A 15,488-nucleotide genomic window follows, 5' to 3' on the forward strand; every position below is an offset into this window, starting at 1 on the left:
GCGGGCTGTTCACCGATGGTGGTCCCGGATCCCGTCCGGGATGAGGAAAGAGACTGACGATGCACGATGACCTCTCCCACCGGCAATCCACCGGAACTGCCCGCAGGTCGGCCTCGCCCCGGCTGGTGCTGGCGATGCTGCTGCTGGTCTATATCTTCAACTTCGTGGACCGCCAGATCCTGGCGATCCTGGCCGCGCCGATCCAGAAGGACCTGGGCCTCGACGATGCGCAGATGGGCATGCTGGGCGGCCTCGCCTTCGCCATGCTCTATTCGACGCTGGGAGTCCCGCTGGCCTGGCTGGCCGACCGGACCAGCCGGTCCTGGGTCATTACCGGTTCCATGGTGGTGTGGAGCCTGTTCACCGCGCTGTGCGGCGCGGCCACCGGCTTCTGGCATATCTTCCTCGCCCGGCTCGGCGTCGGTGTGGGAGAGGCGGGCGGCGTGGCGCCGTCCTATGCGGTGATCGGCGATCACTTCCCCAGCGAGCGGCGGGCTTTCGCGCTTTCGGTCTATTCGCTGGGCATCCCGCTCGGTTCGGCGGCCGGCGTGCTGGCCGGAGGCTATGTCGCGGCGCGGGTGGACTGGCGCGCGGCTTTCGTGGCGGTGGGCCTTGCCGGCCTGCTGATCGCGCCGCTGTTCAAGTTCGTGGTTCGGGACCAGCCCCGCCCCGCGCCGGGCATGGCACCGTCCGTGCGCTTCGGGGAAGTGGCCGCGCTGCTTGCCCGCAAGCGTGCCTTCTGGCTGCTGAGCTTCGGCGCGGCTTCCAGCTCGATGCTGGGCTATGGCCTGGCCTTCTGGCTGCCCAGCCTGCTCCAGCGCAGTTTCGGGCTGGACCTCGTCCAAACCTCCTGGTTCATCGGCGCGGTCCTGCTGATCGGCGGGACCGTGGGGGTGCTTGCCGGCGGCCTCCTTGCGGACCGGCTCGGCCGCGCCGACCGCGCCTGGTACGGGCGGGTTCCGGCGATGGCCTATGTCGTGGCCGTGCCGCTGTTCGCGGGCGGGATCTGGACCTCCAGCGTGCCGCTCGCCTTCGTGCTGTTCCTGCTGCCGCAGGCGCTGGCCTATGTCTGGCTCGGCCCGGTGACGAGCGCGGTCCAGCACCTCGTCGAGCCGCCCGCCCGCGCGACCGCTTCGGCCCTGTTCCTGCTGATCAACAACCTCATCGGCCTGGGCGGCGGAATCTACGCACTCGGCGCGCTGTCCAAGGCGCTGGCGCCGGTCTATGGCGCGGAATCGCTGCGCTATTCCATGCTCCTGGGCCTGGGCCTCTACGTGCTCGCGGCCCTGCTGATGAGCCTGGCCGGACCCGCCCTGCGGCGCGAATGGGTGAACGAGCGCTGATCCTCCATCCCGGCGGTCCCGGCCGGGAATAGTCGGCCAGCGGATGGGCATGACCGTCGAAGCCCGTTGCGCCGCCTCCGGCAATTGCCGATAGGACTCCACCGGCCGAATGCCGTCGCAGCCGCGCGCGGCCGCGCGAACTGTTGGGGACGAGAACGTGACGCGCACCGAAACGCAATTCGAACCGGGCACTCCGCCGGATGGCGCGCTGGAACGCTGGTTTGCGCTGAAGGAACGGGGAACCACCGCCCGCACCGAAGTCCTGGCGGGCATGACGACCTTCCTGACGATGGCCTATATCGTGCTGGTGAACCCTGCGATCCTGGGCGCGGCGGGCATGCCGGTGGCCTCGGTGGCGGCAGCGACCTGTTTTGCGGCGGCTTTTGCGTCCATCCTCATGGGGCTGGTGGCCAATACGCCGCTGGCGCTGGCGCCCGGCATGGGGCTCAATGCCTATTTCAGCTTCACCGTGGTGCAGCAGATGGGCGTGCCCTGGCCTGTGGCGCTGGGCTGCGTGTTCCTGTCGGGCGTGGCCTTCCTGGCACTGACCGTCACGGGCGTGCGGCAGCTCATCATCGCCGCGATCCCGCACTATCTCTTCGCGGCGGTGGCCGGGGGGATCGGCCTGTTCATCGGCTTCGTGGGGCTGAAAAGCGCCGGCATCGTGGTTGCCGATCCGGCGACTTTCGTCGCGCTCGGAAACCTGAGGGAGCCCGGCGCCATGCTGGCCCTGTTCGGACTGGTGCTGATCGGCGCGCTGTCCGTGTGGAACGTGCGCGGCGCCATGCTGATCGGCATTCTCGCCACGACCGCGCTCGGCTGGCTCTGCGGCATGGTTTCAGTCCATCCCGAGCCCTATTCGCTGGACGCCCTGACCGGCACGGCCTTCAAGCTGGACCTCGCCGGCGTCTTCGGGCTTTCGGGCAGCCATGGGCTGGGCCTGTTCGAAATCCTCTTCGTCTTTCTCTTCGTCGACCTGTTCGACAATATCGGCACCCTCGTGGCCGTGACCAAGCGGGCCGGGCTGATGGACGGGCAGGGGCGGATCCCGCGGCTCAACCGTATTCTCGTGACCGACGCCGCGGCCACCATCGTCGGTTCGATGGCCGGGACAAGCACGGTGACCAGCTATGTCGAAAGCGCGGCAGGCGTGCAGGCGGGCGGGCGCACCGGCCTGACCGCGGTGGTGACCGGCCTGCTGTTCCTCGCCACCCTGTTCGTGGCGCCTTATGCCCAGGTCATTCCGCTGGCGGCGACTGCACCGGCGCTGATCATCGTTGGCGGGCTCATGTTGCTGCCGCTGACCGAAGTGGAATGGGAAGACCCGCTGGCGGCGATCCCGGCCTTCCTGACCGTGGCGATGATCCCGTTCACTTTCTCCATCGCCAACGGCCTGGCGTTCGGCATCACCGCCCATGCCTTGCTCAAGCTGGTGCGCGGCACAATCCAGCGGAAGGACTGGTTCCTGCTGGTTCTGGCGCTGCTTTTCGTCGCCCGCTTCGCCTGGCTGGCGGGCGGGTGAACGGGGCGCCGCGCGGGAAGCGGCGCGTCGGCGCTCGCCTTCGTGCCGTTCGCCCGCTAGGACAAGGCGGATGATCCAAGCCTTTCGCGCCGAAATCCTCTCCGTTTCCCATGACCCCCAGGACGATCCCGCCGCGATCCGTCACGAGCCCGACGGGCTGCTGGTGGTCGAGGACGGGGTGGTCGCCGCGCGCGGGGCCTATGCCGAACTGGCCGGACGCTACGGGCAAGTGCCGGTGGAGACGCTGCCCGGCCTCGTCGTGCCGGGGTTCGTCGACGCGCATGTCCACTACCCCCAGACCGACCGCATCGCCGCGCATGGCGACCAATTGCTCGACTGGCTGGAACGCCACATCTTCCCGGCCGAAAAGGCCTTTGCCGACAAGGCTCACGCCGATGTCGTGGCGGCCTTCTTCCTCGACGAACTGCTGAGGAACGGCACGACCAGCGCGCTGGTCTATCCCACGGTCCACGAACAGTCGGTCGATGCCCTGTTCGAGGCGGCGCTGGCGCGGGACATGCGGATCGTCTCCGGAAAAGTGCTGATGGACCTCGGCCCCGAAGGGCTGCGCGACACGCCCGCGTCGGGCCGGGCCGGAACCGAGGCGCTGATCCGCCGCTGGCGCGGCCGGGGGCGGCTGGGCTACGCCGTCACGCCGCGCTTCGCGCTGGCCTGCTCCGACACGCAGCTTGCCGATGCCGGTGCGCTCCTGGCCCAGCATCCCGAGGTGCTGCTTCACACCCACCTGGCCGAGAACTTGCGCGAATGCGCGGAAGTGGCGGCGCGCTTTCCCGAAGCGGCGGACTACCTCGACGCCTACGACCGCTTCGGCCTCGTCTCGGACCGCGCGGTCTTCGCGCATGGGGTCCACTTGTCGGAGAGGGCCTGCCACCGGCTCCACGAAAGTGGGGCGGGGATCGCGGTCTGCCCCAGTTCGAACCTGTTCCTCGGTTCCGGCTGCTTCGATTTCGGGCAGGCAGACCGGCACGGCCTGCGTCTGGGCCTCGGCACGGACGTGGGGGCGGGCACGACGTTCTCGCTGCTCCACACCCAGGGCATCGCCTATCAGGCGGCACAAATGAAAGGCACGGCGCTCGACCCGTTCCGCGCCCTCTGGCTGGCGACCGGGGGAAGCGCGGCGCTGCTCCACATCGGCGACCGCGTGGGACGGCTGGACGTGGGACAGGAAGCCGATTTCGTGGTGCTGGACCCCTGCGCGACGCCGCTGCTCGCGCGCCGCACCCGCGACGCCGGACTTGCAGAGCGGCTCTTCGCGTTGCAGGTGCTGGGCGACGACCGCGCCGTGGCGCGCACTTATCTGCTGGGCCGCTGCGCCTGGAACAGGGACAAGACATGACCGATCTCGACAGCTTCATCGCCGGCCTGCCCAAGGCCGAGCTTCACCTCCACATCGAAGGCAGCCTGGAGCCCGAACTCATGTTCGCCTTGGCCGAGCGCAACGGCGTGTCGATCCCCTTCGCCACGGTGGAAGAAGTGCGTGCCGCCTACGACTTCTCGAACCTGCAGGACTTCCTCGACATCTACTACGCGGGTGCCAACGTACTGCTGACGCGGCAGGACTTTCACGACCTCGCCGCCGCCTACTTCGCCCGTGCGGCGGCGGACGGGGTGGTCCACGCCGAACTGATGTTCGATCCCCAGACCCACACCGACCGCGGCGTGCCTTTCGCCGAAGTGATCGAGGGCCTGCTCTCCGCCATGGAGGCCGCCCATGCCGAGCATGGCATGACCAGCAGCCTGATCCTCTCGTTCCTGCGCCATCTCTCCGAGGAGGCCGCCTTCGCCACTCTGGCCGAGGCGGAACCCTGGCTCGACCGGATCGAGGCCGTGGGGCTGGATTCTTCCGAAGTCGGCCACCCGCCCGAGAAATTCGCGCGGGTCTTCGCCGCCGCGCGCGAAAAGGGCCTCAGGATCACCGCCCATGCCGGCGAGGAAGGCCCGCCCGCATATGTCCATCAGGCGCTCGACCTGCTGGGCGTCCACCGCATCGATCACGGCAACCGCGCGCTGGAAGACCCCGCGCTGATCGCGCGCCTGGTTCGTGAGGAAATGACGCTGACCGTCTGCCCGCTCTCCAACCACAAGCTCTGCGTGGTGGACGACCTGGCCGATCACCCCATCGACGCGATGCTCGCTCACGGCCTCAAGGCCACGATCAATTCCGACGATCCGGCTTACTTCGGCGGCTACGTGGCTGACAATTACCGCGCCGTCGCGGCGGCCCGCGGGCTGGGCAAGGCAGCGCTGGGGACCCTGGCGCGCAACAGCTTCACCGGCTCGTTCCTGCCGGCGGAGGCCGTCGCGGCCAATCTCGACCGGCTGGAAGCCTATCTGGAGGCGCATCGCTGAGGGGGCCGGACTGGCAGGCGGCCCTGGCGGCGAGCGGTATTCTCCCGGGGCTCGCCCGGTTCGATCCGCATGTCGCCGGGACGTTCCCGCTTGGCCTGGCGGTTCCCGGCAGCGACATCGACGTGCTCTGCCATGCCCCCGATCCCGACCTGTTCGCCGCGGCCCTGTGGGCGGAGTGCGGACGTTTCGAACATTTCGCCATGTGGCAGTGGCGCAAGGCGGACCGCCCGGTGGTGGCCACGTTCTCGGTGGAAGGGCTGGCATTCGAGATATTCGGCCAGGCGCGGCCGGTCGCCGGGCAGCACGGCTGGCGCCACTTCACGGTGGAGCAGCGGCTGCTCGGCCTTGGCGGCACGGCGTTCCGGGACGCGGTCCTGGCGGCGCGGAGGGCAGGCGCGAAGACCGAGCCGGCCTTTGCGCAAGTGCTCGGGCTGGAGGGCGATCCCTACCGCGCCATGCTGGACCTGGCGGAGATGGACGACGCCGGATTGCTGGAGGTCATGAAGCCAGGAGGAAGCCCCGGGGCATGACCCCCGGCTTCAGGCCAGACGTTCGGGCACCGAAAGCGCTTCCTCGACGATGCTTTCGCGTGTGCCCACCGATTCCCAGGGGAACACGAACCAGCGCTTGTCGTCGGTACGGTCGATCACTTCGGCCCAGAGGTCGACGCCGACCTTGGAACTCTTGTTGTTGATCACCACCGCGAAGCGCAAGTTGCCGTGGTCGCAGCCGCCTTCGGTCAGCTGGCTGCGGATATATTCGATGGTGCCGCCGGTGTCGTTGATGTCGTCCACGAACAGCATGCGCGTGCCATCGGCGCTCATCGCCGCGACTTTCGCCAGCAGTTCGTCGGCAAAGCCGGGAATCTTGGACGAATGGTCGATCGACAGCATCGGCAGCGACAGCTGGTGCGAGATATAGACGGCCGGAACCAATCCGCCGCGGCCGAGGCCGATGACGAATTCGGGCTTCCACTCGCCCTGCTGCACCTGCCGTGAAAGCTGGCGAACCTTGGCAAGGAAGTCTTCGTAATACTCGAGATAATGGAGCTGCGGCTCGGAAGCTTCACTCATGCGGGGCAAATCCTGAACGCGAATGTGGGGAGGAAGCTGCTCCGGTTACCGCGTTCTTGCGAAATCCGCAATCGCGCGATGCCGCCTGGGCTTCCCGCAGAGGCCGGGCGGGGCCTAAGCCGTTGAAGCAGCATGGCCAAGCGCGGCAAATCCGTGCTCGAATTCGCCGATCACCAGGTTCGCGGCATAAGACGGCGTGCGGGCCGAGGCCGTGCAGAGCGCCAGGGTCATCGGCCGCAGCAGCGAATCGGAAATGCGGGTGAAGGCCAGGCTGCCCCGCTGCACGTCGGTGCGGACATCCAGCGAAGTGAGCACGCCCACCCCGGCACCCTGCGTGACCAGCGCGGTGATCATCTGGATATTGTCCGAACTCGCCTTGCGCGTCAGGGCGATCCCGGTCGCACCTTCCAGCACGGCGATCTGCTGATAGACCGCCAGCGGCTCGGCCGGGATGATCATCGGCTCATCCGCGCAGATCGAGAAGCGCGCCTCGGGCAGGGCGGCGAAAGGATGGCCGGGCGGCGTGACGAAGCCCAGCACCACTTCGGTGAAGGCGCGGACCGAAAGGTCACGGTAGGACTGCGGCTCGAACAGGATGCCGCAATCCACCGATCCGTCGATCACCGCCCGCCGGACCGCGTCGTTGCCCAGCACCTTGATGCCCAGGGTGATGCCCGGATAGCGCTGCTGGATGGCGTGGAGCGTCGCAGGGACATGGCCCGTCGCCAGGGCGTCGATCACCGCGATGTCGACGTGGCCGCGCTTCAGCCCGCGCAAGTCCTCTATCCGTCCGCGCAGGCTGGCCATGCCCTGCTGCCAGTGGGCACCGGAGGCCATCATCATCTCCCCGGCCGCGGTGAGCCGCAGGCCGGTGGGCAGGCGCTCGAACAGCGGGAGGCCCAGTTCGGCTTCCACGTTCAGGATCTGCCGGTCGATGGCGGAGGCGGACACGTTCAGCTCGTCGGCGGCCTTGCGGATCGAGCCGAGGCGGCCGACTGCCATGAAATAGCGCAGGAAACGGGAAAATGCCGGCATCGGGACTGTCTGGACCTGCTCTAATTTTTGCAACGCTGCGTCAAATTCATTGCGTTTGATCGCATCGTGTCAGCTCTTTACCTAATGGGCAACACCGAAACGTGCGAACGCGCTGGCGGCGGCTGCTCTCCCAACGAGGCCGCTGCCAGTGCGCGAACCGCATGACGGTAGGGGGCGCTTCTCCGCATTTGGGGGTAAAAAGGGACACCCGGTTCGGGAGCGCCCCCGCTCGGTGCTGTCTCGTACAGGCAGGCCCGTTACCGGGCGGCTGGTGCAGGCACAGGGCGCGCAAGTCAGGGCTCAGGGCAAGACAGGATATTCACGGCCGACACGGCAAGACCCGGTCGGCATGGAGACAGCCGGCGGGCGCTATGAGGGCGACGCACCGGATTGACGGGCCAGGGAGGGAAGGCTGGCGGAGACGATCTCCAGCGTCGCCGCCAGTCGTTCCTCCGCCTCCCCCGGGAATTCCGCGCCGCGTACCAGACCCAGTCTGCGGCTCAGGCCATAGCCTGCGATCTCCGCCGTCGCTGTTCCCGCAGGAGCCAGCGACAGGGGCGCCACCGTCACGCCAAGGCCGGCCGCAACCATGCGCATGCAGCGGTCCTCGTTCTCGCTGCGCAAGGCGAAGCGCGGGCGCACCCCGGCATCGGTGAAGAAGCGGCTGGTTTCCTGAAGCACCTCGCAGGACCGCCTGGCGATCATGATGTCCCCGGCGATGTCCTGCGGCGCCACGAGCGGCGCCCCGGCGAAGCGGTGCGTCTCCGGCATGACCAGGACGTAGGGCTCCTCCAGCAATGTGCGGGCGCAGGGGCCTTGTTCGTCTTCCCCCAGCAACGTCAGCGCCAGCTGGATCTTGCCGCTGCCGAGTTGCCCACGCAAATCGCGGTCGTCCCCCTCCACCAGTTCGATCCCGAAGTCCCCGGCCAGTTCGCGGGCGAGCCGTTCCAGCAGGGGGCCGGACACGCTCGGGATCACCCCCAGCTTCAGGTCCGGCCACTGTTCCTGCATGGGCCGGCCGAACTGGTCCGCGCGGCGGAAGCCGGCTTCGAGGTCGCGGGCGATCGGCAGGAAGGCGCCCCCCGGCTCGGTCAGGCGGACATGGCGCCGGTCGCGCACGAACAGCGGCGATCCCACCAGGCGTTCCAGTTCCGCAATGCTGGTCGAGACCGTCGGCTGGGTGACGTGGAGCCGCGCCGAGGCCTGCTTGAAGCTGCCGGAATCGGCAACGGCCAGGAAATGGCGGATATGCGCGCGCTTTATCATTGGGAAAATTTATCGAACCGGGCGGGAAGTTTCAATTTGTTTGCAGGGAGCCCGGTCGCTAACTTGCGGGTTAACGAAAGGCGCCGGAGAGCGGCGCTCGAAAAGATTGGGACTAGGGCATGAAGGCAACCCCGGATTTCGACTTCGCGCTGGGCGAATCTGCGGAGATGATCCGCGAGAGCGTGGCCCGTTTCGCCGACGAACAGATCGCGCCGCTCGCGGCCAGGGTCGATGCGGAGGACTGGTTTCCGCGCGAACTCTGGCCCGCCATGGGTGAGCTTGGCCTGCACGGCATCACCGTGGAAGAGCAATGGGGCGGCACCGGGCTGGGCTATCTCGAACATGTGATCGCGGTGGAGGAAGTCAGCCGGGCCTCGGCTTCGGTCGGGCTGTCCTACGGCGCGCACTCGAACCTCTGCGTGAACCAGATCCGGCGCTGGGGGAACGAGGCCCAGAAGGCCAAGTACCTGCCCGGCCTGATTTCCGGCGAGCATGTGGGCAGCCTGGCCATGTCCGAAGCGGGGGCAGGGTCCGACGTGGTCGGAATGAAGCTGCGGGCCGACGCCGTGCCGGGCGGCTTCCGCCTGAACGGCACCAAGTTCTGGATCACCAACGGCACTTACGCGGAAGTGCTGGTCGTCTACGCCCGCACCGATGCGGAGGCAGGCTCCAGGGGGATCACCGCCTTCCTGATCGAGAAAGGCATGGCCGGATTCTCCATCGGCCAGAAGATCGACAAGATGGGCATGCGCGGATCGCCGACGTGCGAACTGGTGTTCGACGACTGCTTCGTGCCCGAAGAGAACGTCATGGGCCCGCTGAACGGCGGCGTGAAAGTGCTGATGAGCGGGCTCGACTACGAGCGGGTGGTGCTGGCGGGTCTGCAGATCGGCATCATGCAGGCCTGCCTGGATACCGTGATCCCCTATGTACGCGAACGCCGCCAGTTCGGCACCGCCATCGGCACGTTCCAGCTCATGCAGGCCAAAGTGGCGGACATGTACGTCGCGCTGCAGTCGGCGCGGGCCTATGTCTACGCCGTCGCGCGGGCCTGCGACGCGGGGCAGACCACCCGGTTCGACGCGGCCGGCGCGATCCTGCTCGCCAGCGAGAACGCCTTCCGCGTCTCGGGAGAGGCGGTGCAGGCACTGGGAGGGGCCGGCTACACCAAGGACTGGCCGGTCGAGCGCTATCTGCGTGACGCCAAGCTGCTCGACATCGGCGCCGGTACGAACGAGATCAGGCGCATGCTGATCGGGCGCGAATTGATCGGGGGATAAGTCCGCCGGTCCTCACCGCTCCCGCTCAATGAGGAGCGTCGGAGGGAAGTGCGCCTCCCTCCGCGCCGCCGTTCAATGCCGCTGGTTCTTCGCTTCGACCGGTTCGCCGGGGAAAATGCCGGCAATGGCCATGGCCGCGCCGAGCTTCGAGAGCGTTTCCAGCACGTCGCCCACGCTGTCTTCCGAAACCACCAGTTCCAGCGTGGCGCGCGTCTGCTGGGGGCCGCGGTCGCGCAGCGAGGTGATGAGTTCGAGAATCACCGCCTCGTGCTCGGAAACATGGCTGCAGGCCATCGGGCAGAAGGCGAAAGTCTCCAGTGCATCGCGGTTGAACAGCAGCATGGCCCGGTGGAACGGCTGGAGCCCGCCGATCATCCGCCACTTGGCGAAAGCGGGGGCCAGTGCCTGCGCAGGGCATTGCCGGCGGGCCAGCGTCGTGACCCAGGCGCGCATGGACCAGACGAGGAAACGGCACCCCTCGTCGAGCGAATTCAGCGGGCGATCGACGTACTGATACATGCCTGGTTCTCCACGGGCTTGTATTTGAGAATGATTATCATTAGCTATGTCTACGCAGCTTGTCTTGCCCGTCAAGCCTGCACCAAGGACCTCGGGCCGGCGCTTGTCATGGGGCGCCCGTCTGCCCTTCCTGTCGACTGGGCCGGGGCGATTTCACGCACCACGCGAGAAACCGCCCCGGCCCGTTTTTTCCAGGAAAATCCCCAACTTATCCCGCCGTTATCCCGGAGTTCTGCCGCGCTTGTCCACAGGCGCCCCCGGATCCGCCGCCGGTGAACCGTGCGAAAAACCCGGCGATATTTTCCACGAGAAAAGGCCGCCGCTCGGGGAGCGACGGCCTTTCGAAACACTCGGTGATTCGCAGTGATTCGTTCTGCCGATTCGCGGACTATCGGCGTGCCGAATCCCGCGAACCGGGATCAGCGGTAATCGAAACCGCCCTTGGGCTGAATTTTCAGGGAATTCTGCTGCATCGCCGTCATCAGATAGGCGCCGACGAGCATGGGCAGTTCCAGCATCTGCTTTTCGTCCCAGGTCCGGGCCAGCGTGTCCCAGGTCTCCTCGCCCAGGCAGTAATCGGCCAGCAGTTCCTCGACCGCGCGCAGCATGGCCGATTCGTGTTCGGTCCAGCCGGGCGCGGCAGAGCCTGCGATCACGCGTTCGAGGTCCTCGGCGGTGATGCCGAAGGCCTTGCCGATATCCACATGTTCGCACCATTCGAACGGCGCGCCGGCGAGCAGGGCCAGGCGCAGGATCATCAGTTCCCGCTCACGGCCGGGTATCGCGCCTCTGGCGGCCAATTCGATGCCCAGCACCATCTGCCCCTTGAACATGCCCGGATGGCGCAAGGTGATCAGGCTGACGTCGGGGAAGGGGCGACTGTCGGGTATGTGGAAGGCCGCGCGGATCGCGTCGACCTGCTCCTGTCCCTCCGGGCTCACTTCGTCGAGCCGCAGCGGCGCATAGCGCGGCCCTCCCGCAATCGTCTGCGCCTCTCGCGCGGCGGCATCGAAGTCTACGGGGCCGCTGGTTACTTCACCCATCTGTCATCACCTGTGGTTCTTCCGAAAGTTGTTCAAGCGGCTTCGCTGAACGGCGCCCACCGCTCCATGTGCGCCAGATAGTCGCCGAAATGGCCGCGCACCGCTGCGGGATCGAGCCCGAAGCGCGCCGGATCGGGCTTGGCCATGCGGGGCTCGCTCTCGTTCGATGCCCACCATGCCGCCATTGCCCGTGCGAACTCCGGGGAGACCGGCTCTCCCAGCCAGGCATAGAGTTCGCGCACTTGCCCCAGCGGGTCGCGCAGCATGGCGCGGAAGTGGATGTCGTGAAAACGGTGGTCCCCGCCGCCATCGCGAAAGGCGATCGCCCGCCGCATCGCCTCGGACCAGGTCCGAAGGTTGAGATCGCCGAGATAGGCATGATCGGTCCGGTCGGTGAACTTGCCGATGATGTCGGCATAGACCGTGGCCACGGACAGGATCACGTCGCTGGGATCGCGGTGAGTCATGACGAAGCGGGCATCGGGAAACGCCGCCGTCAGCGCATCGAGATAGAGCATGTGCGTGGGCGCCTTGAGCCGCCAGGGCCGCGCCGGTTGCCGCCATTGCAGCAGCTTCAGCACACGCTTGTGATAGGCGTAAGTCTCGGTCAGGTCGGCTTGGAGAAGCCAGTCCGAATAGCGGGGAACCTGGGCGAAAGCCTGGAATATCTGGCTCTTGAAATCGAGCGCCATGATGTCCTGGCACTCCATCGCGCCGTCGATCCCGCTTGGCGTGCGGCGGCCGCCTTTCAACGTCTCGTCGGCGCTGCTGGCGGAGACGCCCCGGCGGGGATCGGGTCCTTCGACAGTGCCAGGCGGCGGACAGGGGCGGCTGCTTTCCCAGACCCTGAGGTAGCGGATCGCCGGGTCGCTCGCGAGCAGGAACGACAGCGCCGAGGAACCGGTGCGCGGCAGGCTGACGCCGAACAGCGGCGCGCGGATCTCCTCGTCCGCGATCTCGGGATGGCGGCGATACCAGTCTTCGATTTCCAGTCTCTGCTTGAGATGCAGGACAATGCGTTCCGCAAGGGCGCTTTCGCCCAGCGCATTGAGCCCGGCCTCGCGATCGAGGGAATCGACCAGGATTTCCAGGCCCTCGCGAAAGCCGTCTGCGCCGAAGTCGTCGAGCCCGGCTTCGCGCCTGGCCCTGTCGATCAGCGTCCGATGGCTTTCCATGGCATTCTCCCGCTGTCCGGTTCTGGCCGGATCTGGAAGCGCACTATGCTTGGGCAGCGGTAACTGCGCCAACCGCCGTGGCGATGAAACGAGCGCTCGCCGGCGGCGCGCCGCGCGAGATCGTCAGCCGCGGGCCGCGCGGATCGCCGCGCCGCTGGCGAAAGGGGCGATGGCCAGCAGGACCAGGCTTGCCGCCGCGGTCAGGGCCAGTCCGCCCGTGCCGCCGCTGCCGAGGCTGCCCGCGCCGAAGATCAGCACCGGCACGGCCATGGGGATCATCAGCAGCCCCCCCAGCGCCGCGCCGCCGCGCAGGCCGGCCGTGAGCGCGGCAACCGTCACCCCCAGCGCGGCGAGGCCCGGCGTACCCGCCAGCAGCCCGATCTCGACCAGCATGAGCCTCTGCCCGTCCAGCCCGAGCAGGGCGGCGGCGGGCAGGGCGGCCAGCATGAGCGGGGGGCCGAAGCTCAGCCAATGGGCGAGCACCCGCACCGCGATCACCAGTTCCTCGGAGATGCCGCGCAGCGCCCACTGATCGAACAGGCCCATCTCGATGTCGGGCTCCACCAGGCGGTCGAGCGGCAGGATCGCGGCCAGCAAGGCGGCGACCCAGATCACGCCGCCGCCGGTCCGCGCCAGCAGCGGCGCATCGGGGCCGACGGAGAAGGGATAGAGCATCGCCACCGAGAGGAAGAACAGGATCGGCAGCAGCGCCCCGCTGCCGCGTCCGCCCAGCAGCAGGCGCGTGAGGTCTCGCTTGAGGAGGGGCCGGATCCTGACGCTCATGCCGCGTGCTCCGCAAGGGCGAGGGTGGCCATGCCCGGCAGCGCGAAAGGCTGGTGAGAAGCGATCACCGCAATGCCGCCCTTGCTGCAATGCTCCGCCGCCAGTGCCTCGACCAGGGCGACGGCATGGCTGTCGAGCCCGTTCAGCGGCTCGTCGAGCAGCCAGATCCGCGCGTCCTGGCCGAGCAGGCGGGCAAGGGCGGCGCGCTTCTTCTGCCCCGTGGACAAGTAGCGCACCGGCACGTCGAGCAGGCCCGAGAGACCCAGGCGGGCCATGTGCCGATCTTCGCCATTCCCGTCCATCTGCTGCCAGAACGCCAGGGCGGAGCCGAGCGTCCAGCCCGGATCGAGCGCCGGGCGTTCGTCCACCAGGCCGATGCTGCCTGCGGTCGTCACGGCGCCGGAAAAGGCCGGGGCCAGGCCGGCCAGGATACGCAGCAGGCTGGACTTGCCGATGCCGTTGCGCCCGGTCACCTGCAGTGCCTCGCCGGCATCGAGCCGCAGCGAGACGCCGCGAAACAGCAGCCTGTCGCCGCGCCGGCAGGCGAGGTCGTCGATGGCGATGGAGGCCCCTTGCATGGGGTGACGCGATAGTGGAAAGCCCCCCCAGTGCCAAGCTGGCTGCATCTTTACGGAGTCGCCCATGCCGATTGCCCGCCTTACCGACGCCGAACGCGATGAAGCGCTGGCCGCACTGCCCGGCTGGGACTTGCGCGAGGACGGCCTCGCCATCGTGCGCAAGCTGAAATTCGCGGATTTCAACGAGGCTTTCGGCTTCATGACCCGCGTGGCCATCCAGGCCGACAAGGCCGACCATCATCCTGAATGGTTCAACGTCTACAACCGCGTGGAGATCACGCTGACCACCCACGATGCCGATGGCCTGAGCCGCCGCGACCTGGAACTGGCCCGCTTCATCGACGCGGCCGCCCCGCGCGACTGATTCGGCTCCCGTGAGCCCGCCTGCCGAGGAACCTTTCCTGACGCGGCCGCTCTCGGTCGTGCTGGACTTCGTGCGCTTTGGCGCGGCGCTGCTCGTGGCCATCGGTCATGCGGTGCAGCTCGGGCTTTATCACGGCTGGTTTCCCTTCGGCGTGCGCATGCAGCATTACTGCGTGATCGTGTTCTTCGTGCTTTCGGGCCTCGTGATCAGCACGTCCGTGCTGAGCGGCCGGTCCAGCCTGCCGCGCTATGCCGTGGCGCGCCTGTCGCGCATCCTGCCGGTCGCGGTGCCCTCGCTGCTGTTCGGCACGCTGGCGGCCTATGTGCTGGCGGGGCCGATGCCGGTGCGAATGGACAATTCCCCCGCGGAAGCGCTGGAAGTGACGAAGCAACTGCTGGCGCCGCTGGCTTTCCTCAGCGCCTGGCCGGGGGTGGCCGGACCGGTCTGGAACCCGCCCTATTGGTCGCTCTGCTACGAGGTCTGGTACTATGCGATCTTCGCATTGGCCGTGTTCCTGCGGGGCTGGCCGCGCATTCTTGCGGTGGCGCTGGGCTGCGCGGCGGCGGGCGGGGCCATTCTCCTGCTGATGCCGGTCTGGCTGATGGGGGCGGCGCTGACCCATGTTCGGGCCGCCCGGCGCTTGCCCCTTGCGGCTGCGCCGGTCGCGATCGTGGCGGCCTGCGCGATGGCGCTGTTCCTGTTCCGGATCGATCACACGGTGCTCAATCCCCTGCTCAAGGCGTGGTGGCCGGGCGATGCCGAATGGTCGCAATGGGCGTTGTCGGACCTGCTGATGGGCTTGGCCATGACCCTGGCGCTGGTGGCCGCGCGTCCGCTGGTGAACCTGCTTTCGGCGCCGATCCTGCGTCTGGACGGAGCCGCCCGGACGCTCGCCAGCTTTTCCTTCACGCTCTACCTGTTCCACTGGCCGCTGATCCAGCTTCTGCGGTCCTGGGAGATCGAGGCCGGGCGCAGTTTTCCGATGTTCGCAGCCCTGATCGCGCTGATCGTGCTGGCCAGCGCGGGAATATCGATCCTGACCGAGCGGCAGTCCCCGCGCCTGCGCCGGTGGATGGAGAACCGTTTTCTCGGCGAAGCGGGGCTACGGAAGGCGCCCCTCTCCGTTTAGGGCGCCGC

At 67.8% G+C, this 15,488-nt stretch carries 16 protein-coding genes; 8 read left to right on the forward strand and 8 right to left on the reverse strand.

The window, feature by feature from the left end; genetic code table 11:
* Positions 1 to 59 precede the first annotated feature (59 nt).
* From ACZ1J6_RS22065 to ACZ1J6_RS22085, 5 genes are all read left to right on the forward strand, one after another.
* Positions 60 to 1,343 carry a spinster family MFS transporter gene (locus tag ACZ1J6_RS22065; protein ID WP_431568669.1) on the forward strand — a complete coding sequence of 428 codons (1,284 nt, stop codon included), beginning with the start codon at positions 60 to 62 and terminating at the stop codon, positions 1,341 to 1,343.
* Positions 1,344 to 1,500: 157 nt separating this feature from the next.
* Positions 1,501 to 2,865 (forward strand): NCS2 family permease, encoded by a 1,365-nt coding sequence (locus tag ACZ1J6_RS22070; protein WP_431568670.1) that lies wholly within the window; start codon positions 1,501 to 1,503, stop codon positions 2,863 to 2,865.
* A 70-nt stretch (positions 2,866 to 2,935) separates the two neighbouring features.
* A complete protein-coding gene (guaD, locus tag ACZ1J6_RS22075; RefSeq protein WP_431568671.1) occupies positions 2,936 to 4,222 on the forward strand; it encodes a guanine deaminase in 1,287 nt (428 codons plus the stop codon).
* A complete protein-coding gene (locus ACZ1J6_RS22080; protein ID WP_134095128.1) occupies positions 4,219 to 5,235 on the forward strand; it encodes an adenosine deaminase in 1,017 nt (338 codons plus the stop codon). The genes guaD and ACZ1J6_RS22080 overlap by 4 nt, the downstream gene beginning before the upstream one ends.
* Before the next feature lie 38 nt (positions 5,236 to 5,273).
* Positions 5,274 to 5,765 (forward strand): DUF4269 domain-containing protein, encoded by a 492-nt coding sequence (locus tag ACZ1J6_RS22085; RefSeq protein ID WP_465128290.1) that lies wholly within the window; start codon positions 5,274 to 5,276, stop codon positions 5,763 to 5,765.
* Between the two features lie 9 nt (positions 5,766 to 5,774).
* Here ACZ1J6_RS22085 and ACZ1J6_RS22090 read toward each other — a convergent pair whose 3' ends face one another.
* The 3 genes from ACZ1J6_RS22090 to ACZ1J6_RS22100 all read right to left on the reverse strand — a co-directional run bounded on the left by ACZ1J6_RS22090 (position 5,775) and on the right by ACZ1J6_RS22100 (position 8,609).
* The gene (locus tag ACZ1J6_RS22090; RefSeq protein ID WP_132261723.1) at positions 5,775 to 6,308 is read right to left on the reverse strand and encodes a phosphoribosyltransferase; all 534 of its coding nucleotides are present in this window, start codon (positions 6,306 to 6,308) and stop codon (positions 5,775 to 5,777) included.
* Between the two features lie 114 nt (positions 6,309 to 6,422).
* Positions 6,423 to 7,343 carry a LysR family transcriptional regulator gene (locus tag ACZ1J6_RS22095; RefSeq protein ID WP_132261725.1) on the reverse strand — a complete coding sequence of 307 codons (921 nt, stop codon included), beginning with the start codon at positions 7,341 to 7,343 and terminating at the stop codon, positions 6,423 to 6,425.
* Between the two features lie 369 nt (positions 7,344 to 7,712).
* Positions 7,713 to 8,609 (reverse strand): LysR family transcriptional regulator, encoded by an 897-nt coding sequence (locus tag ACZ1J6_RS22100; protein WP_465128045.1) that lies wholly within the window; start codon positions 8,607 to 8,609, stop codon positions 7,713 to 7,715.
* Between the two features lie 119 nt (positions 8,610 to 8,728).
* On the opposite strand from ACZ1J6_RS22100, the gene ACZ1J6_RS22105 reads away from it, so the two are divergent.
* Positions 8,729 to 9,889: an isovaleryl-CoA dehydrogenase gene (locus ACZ1J6_RS22105; RefSeq protein WP_132261728.1), complete on the forward strand. Its 1,161-nt coding sequence runs from the start codon at positions 8,729 to 8,731 to the stop codon at positions 9,887 to 9,889.
* 72 nt (positions 9,890 to 9,961) lie between these two features.
* Here ACZ1J6_RS22105 and ACZ1J6_RS22110 read toward each other — a convergent pair whose 3' ends face one another.
* The 5 genes from ACZ1J6_RS22110 to ccmA all read right to left on the reverse strand — a co-directional run bounded on the left by ACZ1J6_RS22110 (position 9,962) and on the right by ccmA (position 13,987).
* Positions 9,962 to 10,408, reverse strand: a complete 447-nt coding sequence (locus tag ACZ1J6_RS22110) for a hypothetical protein (RefSeq protein ID WP_132261730.1) — start codon at positions 10,406 to 10,408, stop codon at positions 9,962 to 9,964.
* A gap of 419 nt (positions 10,409 to 10,827) precedes the next feature.
* Positions 10,828 to 11,451, reverse strand: coding sequence for a carboxymuconolactone decarboxylase family protein (locus tag ACZ1J6_RS22115; RefSeq protein WP_134095122.1), 624 nt, complete (start codon positions 11,449 to 11,451; stop codon positions 10,828 to 10,830).
* 32 nt (positions 11,452 to 11,483) lie between these two features.
* A complete protein-coding gene (locus ACZ1J6_RS22120) occupies positions 11,484 to 12,626 on the reverse strand; it encodes a sulfotransferase family protein (protein WP_431568673.1) in 1,143 nt (380 codons plus the stop codon).
* Between the two features lie 123 nt (positions 12,627 to 12,749).
* A complete protein-coding gene (locus ACZ1J6_RS22125; RefSeq protein WP_431568674.1) occupies positions 12,750 to 13,409 on the reverse strand; it encodes a heme exporter protein CcmB in 660 nt (219 codons plus the stop codon).
* Positions 13,406 to 13,987 (reverse strand): heme ABC exporter ATP-binding protein CcmA, encoded by a 582-nt coding sequence (gene ccmA, locus ACZ1J6_RS22130; protein ID WP_132261738.1) that lies wholly within the window; start codon positions 13,985 to 13,987, stop codon positions 13,406 to 13,408. The genes ACZ1J6_RS22125 and ccmA overlap by 4 nt, the downstream gene beginning before the upstream one ends.
* A gap of 64 nt (positions 13,988 to 14,051) precedes the next feature.
* Here ccmA and ACZ1J6_RS22135 point away from each other — a divergent pair, with 64 nt between their 5' ends.
* Complete coding sequence (locus ACZ1J6_RS22135) at positions 14,052 to 14,351, forward strand: 4a-hydroxytetrahydrobiopterin dehydratase (protein ID WP_132261739.1); 300 nt, start codon at positions 14,052 to 14,054, stop codon at positions 14,349 to 14,351.
* Between the two features lie 10 nt (positions 14,352 to 14,361).
* Positions 14,362 to 15,480, forward strand: a complete 1,119-nt coding sequence (locus ACZ1J6_RS22140; RefSeq protein WP_431568675.1) for an acyltransferase family protein — start codon at positions 14,362 to 14,364, stop codon at positions 15,478 to 15,480.
* Positions 15,481 to 15,488: the final 8 nt, after the last annotated feature.

The sequence above is a fragment of the Novosphingobium sp. BL-S-21 genome (assembly GCF_055521655.1).

Excerpts from the sequence above, each read along its gene's own strand:
- ACZ1J6_RS22065 (WP_431568669.1), top strand. The coding sequence starts at position 60 with ATGCACGATGACCTCTCCCACCGGCAATCCACCGGAACTGCCCGCAGG.
- guaD (WP_431568671.1), top strand. The coding sequence starts at position 2,936 with ATGATCCAAGCCTTTCGCGCCGAAATCCTCTCCGTTTCCCATGACCCC.
- ACZ1J6_RS22080 (WP_134095128.1), top strand. The coding sequence starts at position 4,219 with ATGACCGATCTCGACAGCTTCATCGCCGGCCTGCCCAAGGCCGAGCTT.
- ACZ1J6_RS22090 (WP_132261723.1), bottom strand. The coding sequence starts at position 6,308 with ATGAGTGAAGCTTCCGAGCCGCAGCTCCATTATCTCGAGTATTACGAA.
- ACZ1J6_RS22095 (WP_132261725.1), bottom strand. The coding sequence starts at position 7,343 with ATGCCGGCATTTTCCCGTTTCCTGCGCTATTTCATGGCAGTCGGCCGC.
- ACZ1J6_RS22100 (WP_465128045.1), bottom strand. The coding sequence starts at position 8,609 with ATGATAAAGCGCGCGCATATCCGCCATTTCCTGGCCGTTGCCGATTCC.
- ACZ1J6_RS22105 (WP_132261728.1), top strand. The coding sequence starts at position 8,729 with ATGAAGGCAACCCCGGATTTCGACTTCGCGCTGGGCGAATCTGCGGAG.
- ACZ1J6_RS22110 (WP_132261730.1), bottom strand. The coding sequence starts at position 10,408 with ATGTATCAGTACGTCGATCGCCCGCTGAATTCGCTCGACGAGGGGTGC.
- ACZ1J6_RS22115 (WP_134095122.1), bottom strand. The coding sequence starts at position 11,451 with ATGGGTGAAGTAACCAGCGGCCCCGTAGACTTCGATGCCGCCGCGCGA.
- ACZ1J6_RS22120 (WP_431568673.1), bottom strand. The coding sequence starts at position 12,626 with ATGGAAAGCCATCGGACGCTGATCGACAGGGCCAGGCGCGAAGCCGGG.
- ACZ1J6_RS22125 (WP_431568674.1), bottom strand. The coding sequence starts at position 13,409 with ATGAGCGTCAGGATCCGGCCCCTCCTCAAGCGAGACCTCACGCGCCTG.
- ccmA (WP_132261738.1), bottom strand. The coding sequence starts at position 13,987 with ATGCAAGGGGCCTCCATCGCCATCGACGACCTCGCCTGCCGGCGCGGC.
- ACZ1J6_RS22135 (WP_132261739.1), top strand. The coding sequence starts at position 14,052 with ATGCCGATTGCCCGCCTTACCGACGCCGAACGCGATGAAGCGCTGGCC.